This window comes from Fodinicola acaciae, assembly GCF_010993745.1.
In the GTDB taxonomy this organism is placed as follows: Bacteria; Actinomycetota; Actinomycetes; order Mycobacteriales; family HKI-0501; genus Fodinicola; species Fodinicola acaciae.
Map to the genome: position 1 here is coordinate 428670 of NZ_WOTN01000002.1, position 25594 is coordinate 454263.

Consider the following 25594-nt stretch of genomic DNA (forward strand, 5'->3'; position numbering starts at 1 on the left):
CGACCACTCCACCGTCGCTTTTTGTCGCATGGCCACCATGCGTGCATCCAACGCACGCATGGTGGCCATGCGACCGTCGGACCGGGCCGTTGTACGCCAAGAAGTCTTGGGCTATCGTTGAGGCAACCTGGGCGGGCGTGCCGACTTTTCCCTTGTTTTCACTGCAAAACCTGCTAATTCGGCTCAGCCGATTCGCCTATTGCGCACCTGCTGCCGGCGGGAAAAAGTAACTGCGGTTCCTTTCCTCCCGGAGGCGCGCAGATGGCTTTTCCCCGTCCCAGATTCAAGGTGGTCGCCGGCGCCGTCGCGCTGTTGACCGCCGTACCGTTCGCCGTCGGACAACCGGTCGCCGCGGCCAAGCCGGCCGCCGCCGCGACCGCTGATCGCGCGATCGTCGTCGTCCTACGTGACCAGCTCGGCGGCGCTCCGGCGACGAAGGCCCAGTCGAGCAGCCGGCGCGCCAAGGCCACCAGCGCCCAGGACGCGGTGCTCGGCCGGCTGGCCGGCGCCAAGCCGGCGAAGGTCAAGCATTTCGCGCTCGGCAACGCGTTCTCGGCCACCGTCACACCGGACCAGGCCGCCGCGCTCGCCGCCGACCCGGCGGTCGCCGCGGTGCTGCCGGACTCCAAGGTGGAGCTGCCGGAGCCGGCCACCCCGCCGGCCGCCGGCGGCGCGAAAGCGCCGCAGGCAAGGCAAAACACCGAAGCACCCAACGCGATCTGCCCGGCCGATCCCAGCAAGCCGCTGGTCGAGCCGGAGGCGCTCACCTCGATACGCGCGTTGAGCGCGGCCGCGCTGGCCGACGGCAAAGGCGTCAAGGTCGCCTTCCTGGCCGACAACATGAACCCCAACTACGCCGACTTCGTCCGGCCGGACGGCAGCAAGGTCTTCGCCGACTACCAGGACTTCTCCGGCGACGGGCCGGACACGACCGAGGGTGGCGCCGAAGCGTACGGCGACGCCTCGTCGATCGCGGCGCAGGGGACAGTCGTGCACGACCTGTCCACGTTCGTCAACCAGGCGCATCCGCTGCCGCCCGGCTGCAACATCCGGGTCCGCGGCGTGGCGCCCGGCGCCAGCCTGGTCGGCCTCAACGTCTTCGGCTCCACCGCGACCAACTCCGCGGTCCTGCAGGCGATCGACTACGCGGTGACCGTCGACCACGTCGACGTGATCAACGAGTCGCTCGGCCTCAACCAGTATCCGGACCTCAGCTCGCGCGAGCTTTTCCAGGTGTTCAACGACAACGCGGTGGCGGCCGGCGTGACCGTGACCGCCTCGACCGGTGACGCCGGCATCACCTCGACGATCGGCGCTCCGGCGACCGACCCGCTGGTGATCTCGGCCGCCGCGACCACCGACAACCGGCTGTACGCGCAGACCACGTACGCGGCTTTCCCGTTCTCCAACGGAAAGTGGATCAGCGACAACATCTCCGCGCTGTCCTCGTCCGGCATCACGCAGAACGGCCGTACGCCTGACCTGGTGGCGCCGGGCGAAGGCAACTGGGCCGACTGCGACCCGGCGTACGCCGAGTGCCGCACGTTCCAGTCGCCGTCTCAGGGCGCCGACGTGCAGTCCTTCGGTGGTACGAGCGAGTCGGCTCCGCTGACCGCCGGTGTCGCGGCGCTGGTGATCCAGGCCTATCGCAACGCGCACAAAGGTGCGTCGCCGAGTCCGGCGCTGGTCAAGCAGCTGATCACCAGCACCACGCGTGACCTCGGCCTGCCGGCCGACGAGCAGGGCGCCGGCCTGCTCGACGCGCGTGCCGCGGTGGAGGCCGCGCTGACCGCTCCCGGCGGCACCGGCGCGCCGGCCGGCGTCAGCTCCAACCTCGCACTGTCGACCAACCAGGTGACGCTGACCGGCGCGCCGGGCAGCCGGCAGTCGACGACGGTCAAAGTCACCAACATCGGCAACAAAAACCTGACCGTCGCCGGTGGTACGCGCGGCTTCACGCCGTTGTCGTCGCAGACGCAGAGCCTGACCTTCGACAATGCCACGCTGCCGAAATTCACCTATTACAACGGCGCCAGCTGGGCCTACAAGAAGGTCACCTTCACCGTGCCGGCCGGCGCGCAGCGGCTGTTTGCCAGGATGACCTGGCAGGGTGGCGCGTCCAAGGTCGTACGGCTGACGCTTTTGGCGCCAGACGGCACTTTCGTGGCCAACAGCCGTCCACAGGGTGGCGCGGCGAGCGCCAATTACGCCAACGTCGACGTACGCCAGCCGGCCGCCGGCACCTGGACGGCGGTGCTCTACTCCGCCACCAACGCCGCCGGTTACAGCGGTCCGATCAAGCTGGTCACCGACACGCAGCGAGCCGTGCCGTACGGCCAGGTCAGCCCGGCCAACTTCACGTTGGCGCCCGGTGCCAGCCGGCAGGTGCGGGTCACCCTGACCACGCCGGCCAGCGGCGGAGATGCCGATTATTCGGCCACTTTCGCCAGCTCCGACGGCCACCAGACCTCGGTCGCGGCGGTCGTACGCAGCCTGATCCCGACGCCGGGGCGGTTCAGCGGCGAGATCACCGGCGGCAACGCGCGTGCCGTCTCGCCGGCGCAGACGTTCAGCTATCAGTTCGACGTACGCCGGGGCCACCGTGACCTGGATGTCGCCCTGGCGCTGGAAAAGGACGCCGGTGACCTGGTCGACGCGGTGCTGGTCGACCCCAACGGCGAGCTGGCTGACGTGAACAGCAACGCCTCGTTGGACCCGTCCTACCAGACGGTCAGCCAGGGCAGGGGAATCCAGCTGTTCGACGCCAATCCGCTGCCTGGCAGATGGACTCTCGTTGTCGTCGTGCAGAATCCGGTGACCGGCAATGACATTTCACAGCGGTTCAACGGAACCATCGCCTACGACAAGGTGGACGTCAAAGCAGCGCTGCCAAACCACACGACGCTGCAGCGCGGCAAGGCCGTGCAGGTGCCGGTCGTCGTCCACAACACCGGTGTGGAGCCGATCGCGGTCGGCGTCGAAGGACGTACGAACAGCCTGCAGACGCTGCAGCCGGTGCCGATCCAGGGCAGCACGACGGTGACCCTGCCGGAGAACGGCGCGGACGCGCCGATCTACCTGATCCCACCGGACACCAACAAGTTCAGCGTCGCCACCTCCTCGAGCGTGCCGGCGCAGGTCGAGCTGCAGGGCTCGGCCGCGGGTCTGGACGTGTTCGGTGACCTGCAGGCGGCGCAGCACGGCAGCACGGTCTCGATCGCGACCATCGCGGAGAAATCCGGGTCGGTCAGCCGCGGCATCTGGTTTGCCAGCGTGCAGGAGATCGGTCCGTTCGGTTCGTCCGGCGCGCCATCGGGCACGTCGTCGTACACGTCCTCGATGCGTACGGCCGGGTTCGACGCGGCGGTCACGTCGTCGACCGGCGACCCGTATGGCACCGCGGTTGATCCAACCGCCGGCTTCGGTGCGCCGGCGGTGATCCAGCCAGGCACGACGGCGGTCGTGACGGTGACGATCACGCCGACCGGAGCGAAGGGATCGACGGTGTCCGGCCACCTCAACCTGGTGACCGTGCCGACCCTGCCGACCGGCGCGACCGGCCTGCCGTTCTATGGCACCGGCGAGGTCGTCTCGTCGCTGCCGTACGCGTACAAGGTGGGTTAGGTCAGGCTGACCGGCCCATTGGGGGTGTCGAGTCCGGCGATCAGGCTGGGCTCGGCACCCTCTCGCATGTCCAGCTCGGCGTCGAGCGCGGCGAGTTTTGGCTGGATCGCTGCTGGATCCGGATGCAGGCCGTGCAGCGACACGAGTTCGACGGCCGGCAGGCCGGTGGACGGATGCCGGCTGGCTCCCCAACCGATCACGAACGGCACGAGGCCGCGCCGGTCGCCGTTGGTCAGCCGCCATTCCAGCAGGTCACCGGCCGGCGTACGGCGGGACAGCGGCTCGATCGGACCGGGGTCGTAGCCGGCCGCGCGCGAAGCCTCGACGCGAGCGTCGAGGTCGTCGGTGTGGACGGCCCAGGTCACCAGCCGGGTGATCGTCAGCTCGTCGATGCCGAACGGCCGCGGGCGGTCCGGCTCCGGCTGGTCGTCGTCAACGCCGATGATCTCCAGATAACGCTGGCCACCGAGACCGACCAGGTAGTTGCGCGTACCACGGCCGACGTGCCGGCCGCCGTCGATCGGCGCGACGCCGGTCATCTCGGCGAACCGTGCGACGGTCCGCGGCAGGTCGGGTGTGACATAGACGAGGTGGTCGAGGTCGCGGTCCACTGGCATGCCGTCAGACTAATGACGTGATCGGCTTGTGCGTCGCAGCCGTGGTCGCGGTGGTTGCCGCCGCGCTGCTGGTCGGTGCGGCGGACGTACGCGCCGGCCGCTGGGACGCCTACCTGTCGGAGCTGTCCGGGCCGCTCTACACCAGCGGCGTCCTGCTGGCCGCGCTCGCCGCCGTGCTGCTGGCCGGCGCGTACGTCCTGCGCCGCCGGTTCGGGCCGGCGGTCGCCCTGGCCTTCGCGGCCGTGGCGCTGGCCGGATCCGCGACGGTGCCTTGTACGGCCGGCTGTCCGCTGCCGGTCGCCGACGGCATCGTGCCGTTGCAGGACGCTTTTCACGCGTTCATCAGCGTTTTCGCGTTTTTCGCCTTCGCGGCCGCGGCGGCTCTGGACGAGCGGCCGGTGGTCGCGGTGGTGATGACGGCCGCGATCATGGTGCTGTTCGGCTGGGCCGTGCTGATCCGCAGCCACGATGTCGTGCCGGCCGTCGCCGAGCGGTTCGCCGCCGTCGTCGTCGCGGCCTGGGCCGTCACGGCGGCCATCCGGTTGTGGCGAGCGGACGAACGATGAAGGTGTGGCGGCGGCGTGACATTCCTGACCTGACCGGACGCCGGGCCGTGGTGACCGGCGCCAACAGCGGCATCGGCCTCGCGGTGGCGCGAGCGCTCGCGTGGTCCGGCGCTCACGTCACGCTCGCCTGCCGTGACGCCGGACGCGGTGCCGGCGCGGTCGCGCTGATCACCGGCGGCGGCGTACCAGCCGAGCGAGTTTCGTTGCTGCCGCTGGATTTGGCGGACCTGTCATCGGTACGCGCGTTCAGCGCCCGGTTTGCCGATGATCGCCTGGACATCCTGGTGAACAACGCCGGCGTACTCGGCCGGCCGAAGCGCCAGACGGTCGATTGCTTCGAGACCCATTTCGGCGTCAACCACCTCGGCCATTTCGCGCTGACGGCCGGCCTGCTGCCATCGTTGCTGGCTGCCGATGATCCGCGGGTCGTGACGTTGACCAGCATCTTCGGCTATTTCGGTTTTCTGGATTTCGACAATCTCGACGGCGAGAGGTTCTATTCGCGTTGGCTGGCGTACGCGCAGTCGAAGCTCGCGAACCTGTTGTTCGCCTGGGAACTGGCGCGGCGGTGTGACCGGATCCGGAGCCTGGCGGCACATCCCGGCTATGCGCGGACCAACCTGTTCACCGGCGGTTTCCGGCGCGGCCCGGGAATCGACGCACGGTTGCTCGGATTTTCCGGCTATCTGCTGGCGCAGAGCAGCGACATGGGATCGTTGCCGGTGCTTTACGCCGCGACGCATCCAGACGTGCGCAGCGGTGCCCTGATCGGACCGGCATTGGCTCAGTGGTGGGGGTTTCCCGTCGAGGTCCGGCCGTTCGTCCGGCTGCCGGACCACGATCCAGCGATCGGCGCTCGGCTGTGGGCGGAGTCCGAGCGCCTGACCGGAACGAGGTTCGATGTCACTGGATAATGTGCTGCGCCAGATTGCGGCGCGCATTCCGGTTATCGACGGCGCGCGGGTTGGCATCGACGGCGTCGATGGTGCCGGCAAGACCGTTTTCGCTGACCGGCTCGCGCAGGCGATGAGCCGTCCGGTCGTACGCGTCAGTGCCGACGACTTCCACAACGTACGCGCGATCCGGCATCGCCGAGGACGTCAGTCGCCGGAAGGATTCTGGCTCGACTCCTACGACCACGATCGTCTCCGGGCTCACGTGCTGGAGACGTTTCCGCGCTATCGACCGAAAGCGCACGACCTGGCGACCGACGCGGTCGTGGACACGCCGGAGCTGGTCGCGCCACCAAATGCCGTACTCGTCGTCGACGGTCTCTTTCTCCATCGTGACGAGCTGCGGCATTTTTGGCACCTGTCGGTGTTTCTCGACGTACCGTTCACCGTGAGCGTCCCACGGATGGCGACGCGGGACGGCACGAATCCGGACCCGGAGCACGTGAGCGTACGGCGTTATGTCGAAGGCCAGCGGCTCTATTTTCGTAGCTGTGCGCCACAATTGCGTGCCACCGTACTGGTCGACAACACCGACTTCGACGCGCCGAGACTGCTGGCCGGCTAAGGGGTCGCGCAATTCTATCACCAGCGAACATCGACTCCACATCGCTGACGCACATTTTCCCTTTTTTCAAGGAAATCATGCGCCGCTGGCATCTCTCGCGAGTCGTTGATGTTTCGGCGGAGGAGCGAGGCCTACACCGGTAGATCCTGCCGCGACTAGGGCCGAGGCATCAAGACCACCATTCCCGACCGCGGAGACCAAAACGCGCCCGCGCCAACCGTAGTTCGGCCCGGCGGCCGACGCGCTAGCTGCGGCTCAGAAAAGCGGCCACCATCGGCAGCAACACGTCGGCGCGACGGAGCAGGCCGGCGTGGGTCGTGCCGGGGACGACGCCGAGCTGAGCGGTTGGGATCAGCTCCAGCATCTGTGCCGCGTGCTCGATCCGTACGAAGTCGTGGTCGCCGATGACGAGCAGCGTCGGAGCCGCCACCGACCGCAGCTCGTCGTCGGTCCAGCCCTTGGACGACGCGACCATCGCGGAGAGTTTTTGCTGGAACGGCTGGAAATCCTTCGGACGCGGCGCGACGCGCGCGTATTCGGCGGCCATTTCGGCGAAGTCGTCGGCGGTCGGCATCCGCGTGGAGGTGGCCCAGGCGCTCGGATCGGTGATGTCGGTGTGATAGCCGTCCGGCCGTGCGTGCGCGGCGGCCAGCACCAGCCGGCCGACGACATCCTGGTGCCGGACGCCGAGCTCCAGCGCGACCAGCGCGCCGAGGCTGAACCCCATCACGTCGGCGCGCGCCACGCCGAGGTGCTTGAGCAGTGCGGCCACGTCGTCGGCGAACTGGCCGATCGAGAGCTCGCGGTCGATGTCGGCCGTACGGCCGTGCCCCTGCAGTTCGACGCCGATGACCTGATGCGAGGCCGCCAGCTCCGGCAGCATCGCGCCGAAGCTCAGGTCAAAGGTGTGCAAGCCGCCATGCAGCAGCACCAGCGGCTCGCCGGTGCCGTGGATCTCGTAGTAAAGCTCCAGTCCGTTCACGGATGCGTAAGTCATGCCTGAGTAGACCATCGCCGACGACGAAACTCATCGCTGGTCCGCGGCGCGACCGTACGCTATTGTCGAACACATGTTCGAGCGCGCGGAGGCCTCTATTCTGCACGCGGACCTGGACGCCTTCTACGCCTCGGTCGAGCAGCGCGACGACCCGTTCCTGCGCGGCAAGCCGGTGATCGTCGGCGGTGGCGTGGTGCTGGCGGCGAGCTATGAGGCGAAGGCCAGGGGCGTACGCACCGCGATGCCGGGCGGTGTGGCGCGGCAGTGCTGTCCGGACGCGATCGTCGTCGAGCCGCGGTTTTCCGCGTACGTCAAGGCAAGCAAGGACGTTTTCGCGATTTTCGAGGACACCACGCCGATCGTGGAGGGCCTGTCGATCGACGAGGCGTTCCTGGATGTCGGTGGCCTGCGCCAGGTGTCCGGCGAGCCGGCGGCGATCGCGGCCAAGCTGCGCGCGGAGGTACGCGACAAGGTCGGCCTGGCGATCACCGTCGGCGTCGCGCGCACCAAGTTCCTGGCCAAGGTCGCCAGCGGCGTGGCCAAACCCGACGGCCTGCTGGTGGTGCCGCCGGACGGCGAGCTGGACTTCCTGCATCCGCTGCCGGTCGAGCGGCTCTGGGGTGTCGGCAAGGTGACCGCCGGCAAGCTGCGCGACCGCGGCATCACCACGGTCGGCGAGGTCGCGCAGATCGACGAGAACGCATTGTCGGTGATGCTCGGCCGCGCGTCCGGGCGGCACCTGCACGCGCTGGCGCACAACCGCGACCCGCGGCGCGTGCAGGTGGGGAGGCGGCGCCGGTCGATCGGCGCGCAACGCGCCATCGGCCGGCGAAAACGTACGATGGACGACCTCGACGCGATGCTGGTCGGCCTGGTCGACAAGCTCGGTCGCCGGCTGCGCGCGGCACGGCGTGTCTGCCGCACAGTCGTGCTGCGGATGCGCTTCAACGACTTCAACCGCGCCACCCGGTCGCACACGCTCGCCGAGTCGACCGCGCAGACGCAGTCGATCCTGCGTGCCGCGCGCGGACTGCTCACCACCGCCGCGCCGATGATCGAGCACCGCGGCCTGACGCTGATCGGCGTGACGCTCGGCAACCTCGACGACGACAGCGCCATCCAGCTCGCCCTGCCGTTCGACAGACCGCAGGTCAGCGCGCTGGACCTGACCATCGACTCGGTACGCGAACGGTTCGGCGGCAAGGCACTGACCCCGGCGGTCCTGCTCGGCCGCGATTCGGGAATTTCGGTGCCGTTGCTGCCAGATTAAGGCTTACGTGCGATGCCGCCGATCACCATGCCATAGATGGTCGGCTCCTTGCCGGTGAGCGGACCACCCGGCCACCACCGGTGCAGCGGCACCAGGCCGGGGTCGACGAACTCCAGCCCGTCGAAGAGCGTGAGAATTTCGTCGTACGTCTTGAAACGCGTGGTCGCGTTGGTCGTCCGATACGCTTCTTCGATGCCGCTGGCCATCCGGTCGAGCTCACTGCCGTCGCGCGGGTTGTGCACGTGGGTCAGTGCGACGTACGACCCGGACGGCAGGTAGTCGACATAGCGGCGCATCAGCGCCTGCTGCTCGGCGAGGTCGCTGATGTGGTGGATGGTCGCGCCCTGGATGAGGCCGATCGGCCGCTCCATGTCGAGGAAACCGTGCACGCGGTCGTGTAGGAACACCGCGTCCGGATCGCGCAGGTCGGCGTCGATGAAGACCGTACGGTCGTTGTCCTCCAGCAACGCACGGCCGTGCGCGATGACGGTCGGGTCGTTGTCGACGTAGACGACGAGCGCCTCCGGGTTGGACCGCTGGGCGACCTCGTGCGTGTTGTCCATCGTCGGCAGGCCGGAACCGCAGTCCACGAACTGGTCGATGCCGACCGACTCGGTCAGCCATCTGGTGACCTTGCGCGACCAGTCGCGGTGCAGCCGCGCCACCGTCGGCATGTTGGGATCGATGCCGATCATCTTGTTGAAGACGGCCCGGTCGACCTCGAAGTTGTCCTTGCCGCCGAGGGCGAAATCGTAGACGCGCGCGATGCTCGGCTTGGTGGTGTCAATCGGTAGTTCGTGGGACACGGCTCACAACTTACCCTGTCGAACGGCCGCGGTCGGCTCCGATCCTTCTGTGTCAGAGCACGCCCCGTGGAAGGACGGTCATGCCGAATCCGGTCGTACATTTCGAGATCACCGGCGCCAACCCCGCTGGCCTGCGCGATTACTACGCCGGCCTGTTCGGTTGGACGTACGAGGTGGGGGACGCGAGCGCCGAGGAGGTGTCCGCGCCAGGCGAGTACGGCTTCGTGCCGGCGAGCGTCGCCGGCATCAACGGTGGCGTCGCCGGTGGCGACGGCCATCGGCCGCGCGTCCTGTTCTATGTCGGCGTCGACAACGTCGAAGAAGCGTTGGCGAAGGCCGAAAGTCTTGGCGGCAAACGTCAGCTGGGGCCGAAAGGCACGCCGGGGACGCTGGTCGTCGGCCAGTTCACCGACCCGGAAGGCAACCTGATCGGGGTCGCCGGCGAACGCTAAGAGGTCCCCATTTTCGCGGCCTCTAAAGCTGGGCGCGCCACGGGTGGCCGGGATGGACGAGGTCGAGCCAGCCGGCCAGTGTCTCGCGCTGTTTCGCGGTCAGCAAAGGCAAAGCGGCGGCGAAGTCGTCGTCGTCCTTGGGCCTGGTGGCCTTGGCCTTGAACAGCAGGGCCACCTCGGCGGCCAGATACGGCACGCCGTCGGGCGTGTGCCGGATGATGTCGGCGTACGGCCGGCGGATCCGCTCGTCGCGCCGGCAGATCCAGGTGTCGGCGTCGTGCGGTTCGCGGAAGATGTCGACCAGATAGTGGCCGGTCTCCGGATCGCGGACCCAGGTCTGGTGCGTACGCGCCAGCTCGTCCTCGGTCGCGTCCGGAAAGACCCGGCCGTCGATCGGCGCGTCCAGCGCACAGCCGGCGAATCTTTCCCGCAGCTCGGCGAAACCGGCGGCCGGCACGGCGATCTCCAGGTCGTCGTGCCGGCGCAGCCGGCCGGTGAACAGCTCGATCGACCAGCCGGCCGCGACGTACCAGGGGGTCGCCACGCCGGCCAGCCGGTCGGCCACCTCCGCCGGTGTCAGCGCGTCGGCCCATTTCGCGTCCAACTCGTCGTGGCTGAACTCGATCCCCGCCATGACCGGCATTTTAGAGTGCTGTGACGCGCCGGGTTTTCGTTGGCGCGACCAGGGTTTGGGCCGCGACCGCGGCGCCGCCGCGAGCCCATTCCTCGAACGGCAGCGGCCGTACGGTCAGCTCGCATTCGGCCGCCGCGCCGAAAGCGTGCCGCACGAAGGTCTGCCGGGTCTGGTCGGCGAACAGGTCGTACGAGGCGACGCCTTCGCCGGAGATGATGATCCGCTCCGGTCCGATCAGGTTGGCGACCGACGCGATGGCCAGGCCCAACGCCTCGCCGGCGCGGGTGAAGACGGTGCGTACGGCTTGGTCGCCTTCGTGTGCCAGCCTGACGGCGTCGTCCATCGACAGCGCCGGATCGCCGGTCGCCTGCCGCGCCTGCTCGACGATCGCGCGCGTCGACGCGACCGCCTCCACGCAACCGGTGTTGCCGCAGGTGCAGACCCGGTCGGGCGCGCCGACCGGCAGATGGCCGATCTCGCCGGAGACGCCGTGCGCGCCGGACACCACCCGGCCGCCGATGGAGATCCCGCAGCCGATGCCGGCACCTATTGTGACCAGCGCAAACGACGCCAAGCCAGCGCCGGCGCCAAACCACTGCTCGGCGGCGGTCAGCGCGCGTACGTCGTTTTCGATCACGGTCGCGATGCCGGTCGCGTCCTCCACCAGTCTGGCCAGGTCGACGCCGTGCCAGTCCAGGAACGGCGAGTGGTGGACAGCGCCGGTGGGTCCGTCGACATCGCCGGACAGCGTGACGCCGAGGCTGTGCAGCCGGGTGGCTTCCGCCGGCAGCAACGCGCGTACGAGCCGCGCGATCGCCGCGACCACACTCGCCACGTCACGCGCCGGAAGGCGTGAGCGGCGGGTGGTCAGCGGCGTGGCGGTCAGGTCGGTGAGCACGCCGAACAGCTCGTCCTCGGTGATCTTGACGCCGAGAAACTGCGCGCGCTCGGCGCGTACGGCAACCAGCGTCGCCGGCCGGCCGGCGACCGGCTCACCGGCTGGCCGGCCGAGCTCCACGATCCAGTCGTCGTCCAGCAATGGCGCGGTCGCCTTGGTGACCGCGCCGGAGGACAGACCGGTCCGCCGGCCGATCTCGGCGCGGGACAGCGGACCGTGCGCGAGCATCGTCTGGAAGACCAGCGCGGCGGCCGGTGCCTGGTTGGGAAGCTCCACCGCGACATCCTAACTTTCCGGCAGAAGCAATCCGGGGCCATATGTTGACACTGGAAGCAAACCCCGCCTACCGTACCGCTGTCGAGGTCCGCTGCGAGATGGAGAGCTCATGCGGTCGTGGCACCGGATCCTTACGGTTTTCGTCGTCCTCGCCGCGTCGTTGGTGGCGGTGACGCCTGCGCGGGCCGGCATCAACGGCCTGGCACGCAAGCCATATCTGGGATGGAGCAGCTGGAGCCTGGAGTCCACCAACTATCCAGGAGTGAATCCGACCGGCTCGGCCAGCTGGCTCACCGAGGCGCACGTTCTGCAGCAAGCCGACGTTTTGGCCGCCAAACTCAGGAAATTCGGCTACGAGTACGTCAACGTCGATGCCGGGTGGGTCGGCGGCTATGACGCGTACGGCCGGCCGGTCGCCAAGGCGTCGACATTTCCGCACGGCATGAAGTACGTCGGCGACCACGTGCACGGAAAGGGGCTGAAATACGGCCTCTATCTCGCTGTCGGCCTGGATCCTGGTGAATACAACGATGGCAGGAACCAGATCTATGGCGCGCCGCAGTGCCACACCAGCGACATCGTCTATCCGGACCTGCGTAAGACAAACGGCTGGGACAGCGCGTACAAAATCGATTTCGGCAACCCGTGCGCACAGCTCTACGTCAACTCGCTGGCCGACCAGTTGGCCAGCTGGGGTGCCGATTTCCTGAAACTGGACGGTGTCGGCCCCGGCTCGTTCAAAGGCGGTGCGAATTACGACAACACCGCCGACGTGGCCGCCTGGGCCGCGGCGTTGAAGCAGACCGGCCGGCCGATCGAGTTCACGGTTTCCTGGTCGCTGGCGCATTCGCGGGCCGACGTGTGGAAGCACTACAGCAACGGCTGGCGGATCGACACCGATGTCGAGTGCTATTGCGACACCTTGGTCACCTGGAACAACTCCGTCGACAACCGGTTCGACGACGTGGTGCAGTGGATCGACGACGCCGGCCCGGGACACTGGAACAACCTCGACTCGCTCAATGTCGGCTCCGGTCAGCTGGACGGCATCACCGAGGCCGAGCGCCAGTCGTACGCGACGCTGTGGGCCATCGAGTCCTCGCCGCTCTATGTCGGCGACGACCTGACCAGGCTGGACGACTTTGGGATGTCGTTGCTGACCAACCCGGAAGTGATCGCGATCGATCAGGCTGGCCGGCCGGCGAAACCGGTCGACCAGTATTCGCCACGGCAGACCTGGTTCGTTCGCAATTCTGACGGCAGCCTCACGGTCGCGCTTTTCAACCTTGGCAACAACCCGGCGCGGGTGACCGCCGACTGGGACGACCTCGGCATTGTCGGCGCCGCCTCCGTACGCGATGTGTGGAGGCGCGCCGACATCGGCACGGCCAACGGAAGTTTCGGTGCCGACCTGCCAGTGCACGGCTCGCGGCTGCTCCGGATCACACCGCATTCCGGTCTGAGCAAGCCGACCGGCCTGCGTGGCACCGGCTCGACGGCCACCAGTGTGTCGCTCAGCTGGGACGGTGCCGGTTGGCACGACGTGTTCGCTGGCAACATGAAGGTCGCGTCCGTGCAGGGAAGCGCCGCGACGGTTTCCGGACTGCGGCCGGCGACGACGTACGATTTCAGCGTACGGGCGCGGAATTCGCTGCGAAGCAAGGCGATCTCGATCACCACTCCAGCCGCCGGCGGACCGACAAGCTATGAGGCTGAGGCTTTCCCGATCGCTGGCAGCGCCAACGTCTACGACTGCGGTGGTTGTTCTGGTGGCAAGAAGGTCGGCTATCTCGGTGGCAGCGGCAACGGCACGGTCACGTACGACACTGTCACCGCGCCGAAGGACGGCACCTACCTGATGCGGGTGTCCTATGTGGATGGTGACTCCAGCCGGCACGCGATCGTCACCGTCGACGGCGAGCCGGTCGACCTGCCGACCGCCGGCACCGGTGACAACGACTGGAACAACCCGCAGACCCTGGTCATGCCAGTGCGGCTGACGGCTGGGGTCAACACGATCTCCTTTGGCAATCCCGGCGACAACATCGCCGACATCGACCGGATCGCTGTGTAATGTTCGGGGAGTGAGCAATCCCTCTCCTGTGCACGTACGCCGCAGCGCACCGGCGAAGTTCGTCGCCACCAACGCGCGCGGCGCCGAGATCACCATCGGCCGCTCGCAGGACGGCGCCGACTTCTCGCCGGTCGAGCTGTTGATGGCCGCTCTCGGCGCCTGCGCCGGCCTGTCCGCCGACGACGTCGTCTCGCGTCGCCTCGGCTCCGCCGCGCCGATCGGGGTCGTCGTCGAGGCCGAGAAAGACGACGAGGCCGACCGCCTGACCCGCGCCGCGACGCGCTTCGTACTCGACGCTTCTTCGCTGAGCGCCACGGATGCCGAGCCGCTGGTGACCGTGGTGCGGCGAGCGGTGGAGCGCACGTGCACGGTCAGCCGCTCCGTCGAGCCAGGCCTCCCCGTCGACCTCACCGTCTAGTGTCCCGAGTCAGAAATTCATCACTTATCCCGCCTGGATCCCCGAGCTGAGCAACGAATTTCAGACTCGGGACACTAGGATTTCGTACCGTGTCCTGGTTGTCGATCTTGTATTTCTTGTCTACCTAAACCGGACATCGCGGCGAAATGCCTGTTTTCGGTAGACAGGCAAGCAAGATCAACTTCGCCTGCGCCATTTGGCGCTCGTTGCGCTCCGGTGGGTGTGGCCAGCGGCGGCAAAACCCCGGCGTTCGCCGAGTGCCGCCACAAACGCGGCCGAAAACGTCGACTGGTGCCAGGAAGGCGGCGCTTTTCGAGCGCCACATTTCTGGCGCCACCGCCCCCAAGGGCCCAGCATCAACCTGACACGTCAACAAGGGCGTACGTAGTCTGCTCGCCGGACCTTGTGTTGATATGCATTGCGGTAGCGTGGCGAGGACGGACAGGAGAGATGCATGTCTTATCCAGAGCCGCGTTACCACGGCGAAAACGGCGAGCACACCGCCAACTTCCGGCTGGCGACCGCGGAGCCGGAGCTGCCGCTGCGGTCCGGCGCGGCGAGCTATCTGGCGACCGGCGCGTCCACCAACGGACAGTTTGGCCTCTACCGCTGGGATTTCAACGAGCAGCCGAGCGGTCCGGATCCGCATTTCCACCGGTCGATCTCGGAGTCGTTCTTCATTCTGTCCGGCACCGTACGGTTGTACGACGGCGACCGCTGGGTCGACGCCAAGCCGGGCGACTTCCTGTTCGTGCCGGAAGGTGGCGTGCACGCGTTTCGCAACGAGTCCGGTGAGCCAGCGTCGATGCTGTTGTTGTTCGCGCCAGGCGCACCGCGCGAAGCGTACTTCGAAGGCCTGTCCGGGCTCGCCGCGATGACCGAGCAGGAACGCGCCGCCTTCATGCTGGAACACGACACGTTCTGGCTCTAGGGCAGGCCCTAGCGAGTGTCCGCGCCTCGATACGTGACGGCCAGGGCGTCCAGCTCTGCCGGCGTCAGCACGATGTCGAGGCCGCGCAGCGTTTCGTCGAGTTGGTCCGGCGGCACGGTCGTGCGGTCGACCGTGCCGTCCGGATGCGTCATGGTGAGCTGATCGCCGAGCAACTCGCGCAACGACTCCTCAGCCGATCGCATGACGACCAGCCGGCCGGTGAACGGCGACTTCGGATGCGTCGACGTGTAATGGTGCGCCACAACGTAATCGATCGGCCGCTGTGACGTTTCGTCGGACGCGTGCCGCGACTGCCAGCTGCCGTCGGCTGCCTGCTTTTGCATGTGCCACAAGCCATCCTGCAGGACGACGCGGTGTTTCCAGCCGGCCTGGTCCACAACGGCACCATCGACAAAGGGAAACGGGTGCAGGATGCCGGCGCCAAAACCGACATCGACCAGCCAGTCTTCGTCGTCGGCGCGTACGGCCAGCATCATGTGCGTACGCGGCCCAGGCCGGTCCGGCATCACCCGTGCGATCCGGCGCTGCACCGGAAAGCCGAGTTGTTCAAGCACAGCGGCGAAAAGGAGCGCGTGCTCGTAACAATATCCGCCACGTTCACGGTCGATGAGCTTCGAGGCGATGACGTCCGGCGCCAGGCCGCCATGTTGTCCAAGCAGCACATCGATGTTTTCGAACGGGATGGTCAGGCCGTGCGCTCTCTGCAGGGAACGCAGCGCGTCGGCCGACGGCGAAACGCGTGGATGGTCGATGCGCGCCAGGTACGCGTCGAGGTCGACGGCGTCGATGTCCCACTCGGTCACGAAGACGAGCGTGCCACCTCAAGTGGACCTGAGGTCAACAGCCGCAGGTCCAGGATCGGCGGCTGCGGTCCGTACGCGTTGGCGCGCGCGGCCCTGGAGCGTACGGCGGACATACCGGTCAGCATGCGTACGGTCCACGGCGGCGTGATCGGCCGGCCGTGCCGCCGCGCGTTGGCGACGCGGGTTTCCACTCGCACCTGATGTCCTTGCACGGCGCGGATCGCCGGCTCGCGGTCGGCCTGAACAGCGGCCAGCACGCTTTCCTCGACTCGGCCGTGGCGCAGAGCCGGAATCAGCCGGTTGGCGGCCGACACCGCGTCCTGCACGGCCATCAGGATGCCGTTGCCGCCGACCGGCGAGATCACGTGCGCCGCGTCGCCGATGAGCATCAGGCCAGGCCGGTGCCACCGCTGCACCCGGGAAATGTCGACCGACAGCAACGTCGTCTGGCCGAAGTTGGTCAGCAGGTGCATGCGATCGGCCAGCCACGGCACGTACGCGCTGACGAAGTCGCGGATCGGCCCGACACCGGCCTGTCGCGCCGCCGCATAGCCACCTTTCGGCAGTGTGTAACCGACCTGCCAGTCGTGCGGTCCGCCGAGCAGCCCGACGTAGTTGTGCCGGCCGAAGTACAGGTCGACGTCGGCCTCCGGCGGGTCGCTCGGCCGGCGCGGCAGCCGAAACCAGAGCAGGTCGCTGCTCGCGCCGAGCGGCTCCTCGGGCAACCCAGCCAGGCGTCGTACCCGGGAGAAACGGCCGTCGGCGCCGATGACGACGGCCGCTCGCAAGGCGTGTTCGCCGTTGGCGTCCTGATAACGTACGCCCGTGACGGCGCCGTTCTCCTCCACCAGTGCGGTCGCCCTGGCCCCCAGCCGGAGCCGCATGCTCGGCAGCTCGGTGGCCTTTTTCGCCAGAAAATCGAGGAAAGTCTGCTGTGGCATCAGCGCGACGTAGTTGTACGGCGTGGCCAGCTCGGTGTAGTCGGCGGTGGTGATGACGCCGTCCGGCGTGTGCATCCGGAAGGTACGCGCCGCGTGGTGCGGCAGCTCGAGCAGCTCGTCGGCGAGGCCGAGCTTGTCCAGCAGTTCCAGGGTGTACGGATGCAGGGAGTCACCACGAAACCTGCGGTCGAAGTCGCGGTGCGCCTCCAGCAACGTGACCGGCACGTCGGCTCTGGCCAGCAGATATGCGAGCAGCAACCCGCCTGGACCACCGCCGACGACAACGCACCGCTCAGGTTGCTGGCTCATTCGGCCTCCCCGACTCGCTAGATAGCCTAGCGATTACCGCTAGCCTGTCTAGTAGTTCAACTGTCTACAATCTGGTCTGACCGAATGGGGGACAGGTGGGGGGACCACCAGGCGGGGCCGTTTCGGGGCCTTTGGTCCCTGGCGACGGCCGGCCGGGAATGCCCGCGCACGCGAAGCTCGCGCGGGAGATCGGCCTTGCCGTGCGCGAGTTGGTGCTCACCGACCGCGAGATGGAGGCCGCGCTGGCGCGGCGGCTCGGCGTGGGGCTGACCGACGTACGCGCCATGGAGGAGCTGGTCGCGCAGCCGGGCACGCTGGGGCCGGTCGAGCTCGGCAAGCGGCTCGGCATCACCTCGGCGTCGGCGACCGCGCTGGTCGACCGGTTGGAGGTGGCCGGTCATCTGGCTCGCCGGCGCCATCCCGACGACCGCCGGCGGATCACGCTCGAGCTGACCGAGAGCGCGCGTGCCGACTTCCGCGCCGCACTCGGTCCACTGCTCGCCTCGATCGGCCGTATCACCGCCGGCCTCGACCCCGACCGCGCCGCCGTGATCGCCGCGTTTCTGAGCGATGTCACCGCCGCCGTACGCGATTTCGCCGCGGAGAACGACGCGGACTGAAGCGGCCGCATCCGTTGTAAGCTCTCAGCCGGGGACCACTGAACAAAGTGTCCTTATTTCAGAGCTTATAATATGGATCACAATTACGGCGTGAGTGTCGGGGATGAGGAGCAGATGGACCTCAAGCGCAGTACGGTCCGCGATCTGCGCCGGCACAACCGGTCGGCGTTGCTGACCAAGCTGTTCCAGGACGGTCCGCTGAGCCGGCACGAGCTGAGCGGACCGACCGGGCTGAGCGCCGCGACGGTGAGCAACGTGATCGGCGGCCTGATCGACGAGGGCCTCGTGGTCGAGGCCGGCATGGTCGACTCCGACGGCGGCCGGCCGCGCGTGTTGTTGCGCGTCAATCCCGAGTACGGACACGTCGTCGGCGTCGACGTCGGCGAGACCGGCATCAAGGTGGAGCTGTTCGACCTGTCGATGAGCCGGCTGAGCACGGTTGACCATCCGCTGCCGGAGCCGAGGCCGCAGCCAGAGGTGGTCGCCGAGCGGATCGCCGCCGGGTTGCGCGAGGTGACCGCCGCCGCCGGCCTCGACCAGTCCGGCGTGATGGGGATGGGGATCGGCGTGCCGGGCACGGTGGAGCAGAGCTCGCCGGTGCGCGTACACGCGCCGACCCTCGGCTGGGACGCGGTCGCACTCGGCAAGCTGCTGGCCAGCGACGGCGTCACCGTACCGCTGTTTTTCGAGAATGGCGCCAAAACTCTCGGCCAGGCCGAGATGTGGTTCGGTGCCGGCCGGGGCGCGCGCTATGCGGTGATCACGCTGGTCGGCTCCGGCATCGGCGCCGCGGTGATCTCCGACGGACAGATCTATCGCGGCGCCACCAGCAGCGCCGGCGAGTGGGGCCACACGACGGTGGTGCACGGCGGCCGGTCCTGCCGGTGCGGCTCGCGCGGCTGCCTGGAGGCGTACGCCGGCGCCGAGGCGATCCTGGAGCGCTATCAGCAGGCCCGCCGCGGCCGCCGGAACGTGGCCGAGGACGAGCAGACGCGGCTCGCCGCACTGCTCGCGGCGCGCTCGAAGTCAGCGGTCGCCGACCGGATCCTGTTGGAGACGGCGGAATATCTCGGCGCCGGCATCGCCAACCTGGTCAACCTGTTCAACCCGGAGCGGATCGTGCTCGGCGGCTGGGCCGGCCTCGCGCTCGGCGAGCAGCTGCTGCCGGAGATCCGCCGGTCGGCCGAGGAACACGCGCTGGCGCATCCGTACGGCCAGACCACCATCGAGCTGTGTGAGCTCGGCCAGGACGCGGTGGCGGTCGGCGCCGCCACGCTGCCGGTCGCCGACCTCCTCCGCGCCGGCGGCCGCTCGGCTCGCTGATCTGCGGCATTTTTTGGCGATGGTGGAGCCGCGGGGTCAGGGCGGGGTCAGAGCGTCCATTTCTGGTTGGCCGCGCCGGTGCAGTCCCACAGCTGCAGCGGCGTGCCGTCGGCCGAGCTGGGTCCGGTCGCGTCCAGGCATCTGCCGGACTGCGGGTTGACGATGTCGTTGGCGGCGTTGTGGATCCACTGCTGGTTGGCGCCCCCGGTGCAGTCCCACAGTTGTACGCGCGTGCCGTTGGCCGTGCCGTTTCCGACCGCGTCCAGGCATTTGCCGAGCGCCTGCAACGTGCCGTTGCCGGCAGACCACTGCTGAGCGGCGGTGCCGTTGCAGGCGTAGAGCTGTACGGCGGTGCCGTTGGCGCTGGACGCGCCGGCGACGTCCACGCATTTGCCGGCGTAGCCGGTGATCGCGCCGCTGGTCGAGTTGCCCTGTGCGCCGCTCCAGGTGAACGTCGCCGACGTACGCGCCGGGATCGTGTAAGTGAAACTTTCGTTACCCCAGTTGACTTTCAGCGACTGCGCGCTGGTGCCGCCGTTGTATGCGATCAGAGCCTTGGAGCCGTCCGGATTGCGCCAGGCCACGTTCGGGATCACCGAATTGGCCGTCGAGTCGATGCGATTGGCGCCATACCGTACGAACTTCGTCAGGTGACCCATCGTGTAGTACTCGATGGTGTAGTCGACCTGACCGCTGCGGCTGTCTCCATTGTGGACGGTGATCAGGCCGGTGCAGGTGCCGCAGCCGCCGCTGTGCGGACCCATGTTCTGGTCCACCGCGAGGCTCCACTTGGTCACCGTCTTTCCCCAGTTACGCGTGTAACTGATGATGTTGTTCATGTCCTCGTTCTGCTGGTCGCCGATCCAGGTGCCGCCGGAATGTTCGGTGTCGTACGCGTCGACGCCCGGATACTGGTTGTGGATCGTCGTCTGCAGGCCGACGTCGCCGCCATAGCCGTGCCAGGCGATGCCGCCGAAAAGCGAGTCGCCGCGCAGTCCGGCGTCGCCGAGCGGCACCGAGCCGAGGTCGTCGTAATTGCCCCAGTTGTAGTCCAGCACCAGCAGTTTGGTGTCCAGCCCGGCCGCGTGGAAAGCCGGCAGCAGGTTGGTTTTGCTGAAATACAACAGGCCCGAGCCGTTCCAGTTCATCGAGCCGTAGTTGGTGTCGTCGGTGCCGCAGCAGGTCGGCTCGTTCTGCGCCGACACGAAGTCGACGTGCAGGCCGGCGGCCTGCGAGGCCTGGACGTATTTCACGAAATACTGCGCGTACGCGGCATAGTACTGCGACTGCAGCCAACCGCGGTTGGTGAACTTTCCGTTGTCCTTCATCCAACCCGGGGCGCTCCACGGCGACCCCATCACCTTGAGGTTCGGGTTGAGCGACCTGGCCTGTTTGGAAAGTGGGATGACGTCGGCCAGGTCGTGCGAGATCGAGAAGTTGGCCAGGTTGGGATCGGTCTGGCCGGCCGGCATGTCGTCGTAGGAGTAGTTGAACCGCGCGAGGTCCGAGGCCCCCATCGGATTGCGCAGGAAACCGAGGCCGATTCCGTTGACAGGGTCGAAAAGCGCGCGCATCGTGGCGTCGCGCGTGCTCTGCGACAGCGCGCCGCTGGAGTTCATCAGCCAGGCGGCCGTGTCGGTGAACGACGCGCCACCGCCGACGAAGGTCTGATAGCGGTTGTTCTCGTTGACCGTGATGGTCTGGTTGGCGCCGGGACTGCTGGCCGCGAACGAGATCGGCGCCTGCTGTTGCAGGCCTCGGGTCACGTGCCGGCCGCCGGCGTCGTCGGTGGTGGTCAGCCAGATGTTGACGGTTTCGTTGGCGGCACTGGCCGCGGTGGGTACGGCGAAAAACGCGGCGGCCAGTGCGCAGGCCGCCATCGCCGCCGCTCGCCGGAGACTGCTAGTCGCGGGCATGACACGTCCTTCCTCGCAGCTGTGAGGAAAAGCGGGACTCGGTGGCCGGCCGGTGTGAGGTAAGACGCAGGAAACACCCGGTCGATACGGCTGTCAATATCCCGCAACATCCCGACAGATCCTCTCGACTCCAGCATCGGCCGACGTATCCGCAGGTCAGTCATTAGTTTGCTGCTTATATCGCAACCCAAAAAAAGTCGGCATCGACAATACTCGGCGAGTCGTCCGCTTTGTGGTGCTTTGGAAAATCGGTACGGCTCTGCCGGCTTTTCCTCGTACGCTGCCGGACATGCGCGAACGACCGTCCGGCCTTGCCGACGACCAGCTGTGGAGTGTGTTGCCTGACTTCGGCATCGCGCCGGAGGTGGTGGCGTACGCGCCGGTCGGCTTCGGCGACTATCACTGGCGGGTGACCGACAAAGAAGGCGGTCGCTGGTTCGTCACGGCCGCCGACCTGACGCAGAAGGACTACCTCGGCCCCAATCCGCTGGCCGGCCTGCGGCGGGCGATGGACACGGCGGCGCGGCTCGCCGACGACGGCCTCGACTACGTGGTGGCGCCTGTGCGCTCGGCCGGCGGCGACACGGTCGTACGCGTCGGCGCGCGGCACGCGCTCTCGGTCTTTCCGTTGCTGGACGCCGGCTCGGGCGGCTTCGACCAGTCGCAGACCGTCGCCGAGCATGACGCCGTGCTCACGCTGCTCGCCGACCTGCACAGCCGCCGGTCGCCGCCCGAGACGCCGGTGTTTTCGCCGGAGATCGCCGGCCGGCACCAACTGGCCGAGGCATTGGCCGATCCGCGGTGGACCGGTGGGCCGTTTTCGCGGCAGGCGCAGGAGATCGTCGACGGCAATCGGGCGCTGCTGACCGCGGCATTCGACGAATTCGACCGGTTGGGTGTGGCCGTACGCGGCCGGCCGACGGTCGTGACGCACGGCGAGCCGCATCCGGGAAACTTGGTGTGGCCGGCCGGAAAGTGCCGTCTGGTCGACTGGGACACCGTCGGCCTGGCCGTACCGGAGCGCGATCTTTCCGTGGTTTCCGGCGATCTCGGCCGCTATGCCGAGATCAGCGGCCATCAGCCGGATCCGGCCGCGTTGCGGCTTTTCGACCTGCGTTGGCCGCTGGTCGACATCTGTGCGTTCGTCGGTTGGTTTCGCGCTCAACACGCGCGTACGGCGGACGCCGAAACGGGTTGGGGTGGACTGGTCCGCTCGTTCGAAGATCTCGCAACAATTCTGGGTTCTCCGGCCAATTAGTTAGCTATGGTGAACGAGTGACGGCGGAGTTATCCCGGTCGTCCTCACTGTGCGACCGGTCGGAGTTGGTGGCACGGTTTCTCGACGATCCCGATCGGCGGGTCGCCGTGGTGTCGGCCGTCGCCGGTTTCGGGAAATCCGGATTCGTCGCCGCGCTGGTCACCGGGCCGTTCTGGTTCGGCACGTACGAATATCGTTCGACGCGGCACGCGAACGTCGCAAATCTCGTCGGTGGCCTGTTCGCCGCGGCCGGCCGCATTCCGCCGGCCGACTGGCCGGCGCTGCCGGTGCCGGAGCTGGTCGCCGCGCTGTGTGTGACCAGCGGTCCGGCGTTGCTGGTCGTCGAGGACGCGCATCTGTTGTCCGCCGCGGCCGTCGACTTTCTCCGGCAGGCCAGTGAAAGCCTGCCGTCCGACTGGCGGCTCGTGGTCACCTCCCGCGGCGAGTTCTCGCTGCCTGGCGCGCATCGGGTCACCGCGATCGACCTCGCCTTCACCGAGGCGGACACCGCCAAGGTGCTCGGCCGCGTCGTCGGCACCGCCGGGATCGCGGCGGCCGGAGAGGTGCAGCGGCTGACCGGCGGCTGGCCGGCGATGGTGGTCGCCGCCGCCGAGCGGATTCGCGCGCACGCCGACGCGGATCCGCGAGCTGAGGTCGTCGATCTGTTCGACGAGACCGACCGCGAGCCGTTGTCGGCGGTGGCGTCACTGCCGCACCTCACGCCGGGATTGGTGGTGGCGCTCGGGTTTCCGGAGCTGCGCGACCGGCTGCGTACGCTCGCCGAGCTCGGCGTCCTCCGGCGGGGACCTCGAGGTTTAGCGGTCCACCGGTTGATCGCCGCGGCCTTGGACACACAGCCGTCCAAGGCGCGTCACCTGGCCGCCGCCGCGCATTTCCTCGGCCAGGACGACTACAAGTCGGCGATCGAAAGCGTTGTCGCGCTGGACGACCCGGCGGAGCTGGTCGGTTTTCTGACCGCACATCCGCCGAAACCGGTGGTCGACGGGCCGGTCGCCGACGCGATCGTGACGGCACTCGGCGGCCTGCCGGATGCCTTGCGTACGCCGGAAATCGAGCGCATCGAAGGCCGCACGCGGTTTGCTCAAGGCGACTGGCCGGGTGCGTTGCGACACATGTATCGCGCGACCGAGCGGGCCGGTCGGCTCGAACCGCGGATGGCCTGGCGGATCGCCGCGATCCACCGGTTTCTCGGTGAACACAACAAAGCGCTGGAGGTCTGCCGGCGCGTCGACCTGACCGGCGCCGATCCGAAGGACCAGTCGGCGGTCTTCGCCTGGATGGCGTTCGCCCATGTCGTACGCGAGGAACTGGCGCAGGCAAAGGAAGCCGCCCACCGGGCCTTGTCGCTGGCGCGCGAGTCCGGCGACGCCGGAGCGCTGGCATCGGCGCACAGTGCGGTCGGAATGCTCAACGAACCCGACTGCGACCAGCACCACGAAGCGGCGGTGGAGGCGGCGCGGCGCTGGGGTGACCTCGCACATGTCGTTATGGTGCAGGCAAATCACGCGCGCAGCCTGGTCGTACGCGGACAGTACGCGGCCGGCTTGGCACGGTTGGACGACCTGGTCCGGTTCACCGCACGTGCCGGCGAGGTCAATGGCGCGCTGACCGCGTCGCTTTATCACCGCGGATTCGCCAAGCTCGGCCTCGGCCAGCTCGACGGCGCGGCCGACGACTTTCGGGCCGCGTTGCACGGATATCAGCGCAGCGGCAGCCGCGCGACGGCTCGGCCGCTGCTCGGCATCGCGGACGTCTATCGCGAGCGCGGCGACGTGGAGCTGGCAGCCGCGGCATATCGGGAGGCGGCGCAGATCGCCGAGGATGCCGGAGATCGCGAGACATTTGTGTTGTGCCTGGCCGGATTGGCACGCGTACGCGCGATGGACGATCCGGGGCTGGCCGCTGAGCTGATCGCTCGCGCGCTCGGTGAGTCCGACGGCATCGTGCAGGTGCGTTTGCACATCGCAGCCGGATGGGTTGCGTTGGCGCGAAAAGATCGTGCCGCGGCAGAGGTGGCGATCGCCAACGCTGGCCGCGCCGGCATCGACAGCGGCAGCCTCGCCGAGGTCTTGGAGCTGCGTACGGCGGCCGCCGCCGATCCGGCCGAGCGGTCCGCGCTTCTACGCCAGGCCGCCGAGTGCTGGACCAATGCCGGCCATCGTGTCGGTGTCGCGCGAGTCGCAGTGGCATTGGCACGAGTCTCGGGTGCCACGCGACCGCAGCTCGCAGCCCTGACGGCCGTTCTTCGCGGCTATGGCGTCAAAGCGCAGGCCGATGGCAGTGGCCTGCTCGCTTTTGTGCCGGCGCCGCCTGCCTCTCCGGTCTACATCCGCACGCTCGGCGGCTTTCAGGTCTCTCGTGACGGCGTGCCGTTGCCGCCGGAGACCTGGCAGTCGAAAAAGGCGCGTGATCTGGTGAAAATCCTGATCGCGCGACGCGGCATGGCGGTGGCCAGGGAAACCGTGATCGACCTGCTGTGGCCGGACGAGCCGGCGGCGAAATGCGCCAACCGGCTGTCGGTCGCGTTGTCCACCGTACGCGCCGTCTTCGATCCGGAACACCGCTATCAACCGGCACATTTCCTGGCTGCCGACAAGTTTTCGTTGACACTGCGCAACGTGACCATCGACGTCGAGGTTTTCCTCGCCGTCGTACGCGATGCGGAGGCGGCTCGACACCGCGGTGACATCAGCGCGTACGCACTCGCGGAGGGCCTCTACACCGGCGATTTCCTGGCGGAGGACCGTTACCAGGACTGGGCCGTGCCGGTCCGCGAGCAGGCGAGAGCGAAATATCTGTCGGTCGTACGCACATTGGCCGACGCCGCGCTCAAAGCCGGTGATTGCGACGAGGCCGAGACGTACGCGCTGCGCGCCCTGGAACGCGACGAGTTCGACGAAGGCGCTCATCTGGTCCTCGTACGCGCGCTGCGCGCTGCCGGCCGGCACGGCCAGGCTCGGGAGCGTTATCGCACGTATGCCAGCCGCATGGCCGAAATCGGCGTCACTCCGGCTGCGTTTCCGGACGGCGCCGCAGCAACCTGACCAGCGACACCGCCGACACGATGGCCCAGGTGCCCTCCAGCAAAAGGAAACCCCACGAAAGGTGGACCGCGGCGATGACCGCCAGAATGGCAGAGCCGGTGACGTTGAGCACCAGATAGGTCATCGAATGCGGGTCGAGCCGGCGTGCCTGGGTCGCCGCGAAGGCCGCCAGGATCAGCAGTGAGCCAACGATTTCGATGATGTCGACGAGTGTCATCGCATGGTGCGCGCCGTCTTTGCTCCGCCGGGTACGGTCA

The 25594-nt window shown here is 68.0% G+C and carries 22 protein-coding genes; 13 read left to right on the plus strand and 9 right to left on the minus strand.

Annotated elements, in window-relative coordinates; translation table 11 throughout:
* Positions 1-261 precede the first annotated feature (261 nt).
* Positions 262-3624, plus strand: coding sequence for a S8 family serine peptidase (locus tag GNX95_RS17315; RefSeq protein ID WP_163508441.1), 3363 nt, complete (start codon positions 262-264; stop codon positions 3622-3624).
* Here the strand turns inward: GNX95_RS17315 and GNX95_RS17320 are convergent.
* Entirely contained in the window at positions 3621-4241 is a 621-nt protein-coding gene (locus GNX95_RS17320) for a VOC family protein (protein WP_163508442.1), read from the minus strand. The genes GNX95_RS17315 and GNX95_RS17320 overlap by 4 nt on opposite strands.
* 17 nt (positions 4242-4258) lie before the next feature.
* Here GNX95_RS17320 and GNX95_RS17325 point away from each other — a divergent pair, with 17 nt between their 5' ends.
* Genes GNX95_RS17325 through GNX95_RS17335 form a run of 3 tightly spaced genes read left to right on the plus strand, consistent with a single transcriptional unit; the run spans position 4259 to position 6325 of the window.
* Positions 4259-4807, plus strand: coding sequence for a DUF998 domain-containing protein (locus GNX95_RS17325; protein WP_163508443.1), 549 nt, complete (start codon positions 4259-4261; stop codon positions 4805-4807).
* Positions 4804-5721, plus strand: coding sequence for an oxidoreductase (locus GNX95_RS17330; protein WP_163508444.1), 918 nt, complete (start codon positions 4804-4806; stop codon positions 5719-5721). Before GNX95_RS17325 ends, GNX95_RS17330 begins: the two co-directional genes overlap by 4 nt.
* Positions 5708-6325 carry a nucleoside/nucleotide kinase family protein gene (locus GNX95_RS17335; protein ID WP_163508445.1) on the plus strand — a complete coding sequence of 206 codons (618 nt, stop codon included), beginning with the start codon at positions 5708-5710 and terminating at the stop codon, positions 6323-6325. Before GNX95_RS17330 ends, GNX95_RS17335 begins: the two co-directional genes overlap by 14 nt.
* Positions 6326-6569: 244 nt before the next feature.
* Here GNX95_RS17335 and GNX95_RS17340 read toward each other — a convergent pair whose 3' ends face one another.
* The gene (locus GNX95_RS17340; RefSeq protein WP_222853726.1) at positions 6570-7322 is read right to left on the minus strand and encodes an alpha/beta fold hydrolase; all 753 of its coding nucleotides are present in this window, start codon (positions 7320-7322) and stop codon (positions 6570-6572) included.
* Between the two features lie 73 nt (positions 7323-7395).
* On the opposite strand from GNX95_RS17340, the gene dinB reads away from it, so the two are divergent.
* Positions 7396-8592, plus strand: coding sequence for a DNA polymerase IV (gene dinB / locus GNX95_RS17345; RefSeq protein ID WP_163508447.1), 1197 nt, complete (start codon positions 7396-7398; stop codon positions 8590-8592).
* On the opposite strand, the gene GNX95_RS17350 is transcribed toward dinB, so the two are convergent.
* Complete coding sequence (locus GNX95_RS17350; RefSeq protein WP_163508448.1) at positions 8589-9398, minus strand: SAM-dependent methyltransferase; 810 nt, start codon at positions 9396-9398, stop codon at positions 8589-8591. The genes dinB and GNX95_RS17350 overlap by 4 nt on opposite strands.
* 80 nt (positions 9399-9478) lie before the next feature.
* Between GNX95_RS17350 and GNX95_RS17355 the strand changes: the two genes are divergently transcribed.
* Complete coding sequence (locus tag GNX95_RS17355; RefSeq protein WP_163508449.1) at positions 9479-9850, plus strand: VOC family protein; 372 nt, start codon at positions 9479-9481, stop codon at positions 9848-9850.
* Positions 9851-9872: 22 nt separating this feature from the next.
* On the opposite strand, the gene GNX95_RS17360 is transcribed toward GNX95_RS17355, so the two are convergent.
* Complete coding sequence (locus GNX95_RS17360) at positions 9873-10484, minus strand: hypothetical protein (RefSeq protein ID WP_163508450.1); 612 nt, start codon at positions 10482-10484, stop codon at positions 9873-9875.
* Positions 10485-10494: 10 nt separating this feature from the next.
* On the minus strand, positions 10495-11658 hold the full coding sequence (locus GNX95_RS17365) for an ROK family transcriptional regulator (protein WP_163508451.1): 1164 nt from the start codon (positions 11656-11658) through the stop codon (positions 10495-10497).
* 109 nt (positions 11659-11767) lie between these two features.
* Here GNX95_RS17365 and GNX95_RS17370 point away from each other — a divergent pair, with 109 nt between their 5' ends.
* The 3 genes from GNX95_RS17370 (at position 11768) to GNX95_RS17380 (ending at position 15081) form a co-directional block, all read left to right on the plus strand.
* Positions 11768-13732, plus strand: coding sequence for a fibronectin type III domain-containing protein (locus tag GNX95_RS17370; RefSeq protein WP_163508452.1), 1965 nt, complete (start codon positions 11768-11770; stop codon positions 13730-13732).
* A gap of 10 nt (positions 13733-13742) precedes the next feature.
* Positions 13743-14150, plus strand: a complete 408-nt coding sequence (locus GNX95_RS17375; RefSeq protein WP_163508453.1) for an OsmC family protein — start codon at positions 13743-13745, stop codon at positions 14148-14150.
* A gap of 454 nt (positions 14151-14604) precedes the next feature.
* On the plus strand, positions 14605-15081 hold the full coding sequence (locus tag GNX95_RS17380; RefSeq protein ID WP_163508454.1) for a cupin domain-containing protein: 477 nt from the start codon (positions 14605-14607) through the stop codon (positions 15079-15081).
* Positions 15082-15089: 8 nt separating this feature from the next.
* Here the strand turns inward: GNX95_RS17380 and GNX95_RS17385 are convergent, their stop codons facing one another.
* Positions 15090-15905, minus strand: a complete 816-nt coding sequence (locus tag GNX95_RS17385; RefSeq protein ID WP_163508455.1) for an arylamine N-acetyltransferase family protein — start codon at positions 15903-15905, stop codon at positions 15090-15092.
* Positions 15902-17155, minus strand: a complete 1254-nt coding sequence (locus GNX95_RS17390) for an FAD-dependent oxidoreductase (protein ID WP_163508456.1) — start codon at positions 17153-17155, stop codon at positions 15902-15904. Before GNX95_RS17390 ends, GNX95_RS17385 begins: the two co-directional genes overlap by 4 nt.
* 158 nt (positions 17156-17313) lie before the next feature.
* Between GNX95_RS17390 and GNX95_RS17395 the strand changes: the two genes are divergently transcribed.
* Together GNX95_RS17395 and GNX95_RS17400 are read left to right on the plus strand one after the other, a co-directional pair.
* Complete coding sequence (locus GNX95_RS17395) at positions 17314-17775, plus strand: MarR family winged helix-turn-helix transcriptional regulator (protein ID WP_163508457.1); 462 nt, start codon at positions 17314-17316, stop codon at positions 17773-17775.
* Between the two features lie 90 nt (positions 17776-17865).
* Positions 17866-19098, plus strand: a complete 1233-nt coding sequence (locus GNX95_RS17400) for an ROK family transcriptional regulator (RefSeq protein WP_222853727.1) — start codon at positions 17866-17868, stop codon at positions 19096-19098.
* A gap of 47 nt (positions 19099-19145) precedes the next feature.
* On the opposite strand, the gene GNX95_RS17405 is transcribed toward GNX95_RS17400, so the two are convergent.
* Positions 19146-21014, minus strand: coding sequence for a ricin-type beta-trefoil lectin domain protein (locus GNX95_RS17405; RefSeq protein ID WP_163508458.1), 1869 nt, complete (start codon positions 21012-21014; stop codon positions 19146-19148).
* Between the two features lie 289 nt (positions 21015-21303).
* Here GNX95_RS17405 and GNX95_RS17410 point away from each other — a divergent pair, with 289 nt between their 5' ends.
* Positions 21304-22272: a phosphotransferase gene (locus GNX95_RS17410; protein WP_163508459.1), complete on the plus strand. Its 969-nt coding sequence runs from the start codon at positions 21304-21306 to the stop codon at positions 22270-22272.
* Positions 22273-22289: 17 nt separating this feature from the next.
* The gene (locus GNX95_RS17415; RefSeq protein ID WP_163508460.1) at positions 22290-25337 is read left to right on the plus strand and encodes a BTAD domain-containing putative transcriptional regulator; all 3048 of its coding nucleotides are present in this window, start codon (positions 22290-22292) and stop codon (positions 25335-25337) included.
* Here GNX95_RS17415 and GNX95_RS17420 read toward each other — a convergent pair.
* Positions 25297-25554, minus strand: coding sequence for a CBU_0592 family membrane protein (locus tag GNX95_RS17420; protein ID WP_163508461.1), 258 nt, complete (start codon positions 25552-25554; stop codon positions 25297-25299). The two genes, GNX95_RS17415 and GNX95_RS17420, sit on opposite strands and share 41 nt — an antisense overlap.
* Positions 25555-25594: the final 40 nt, after the last annotated feature.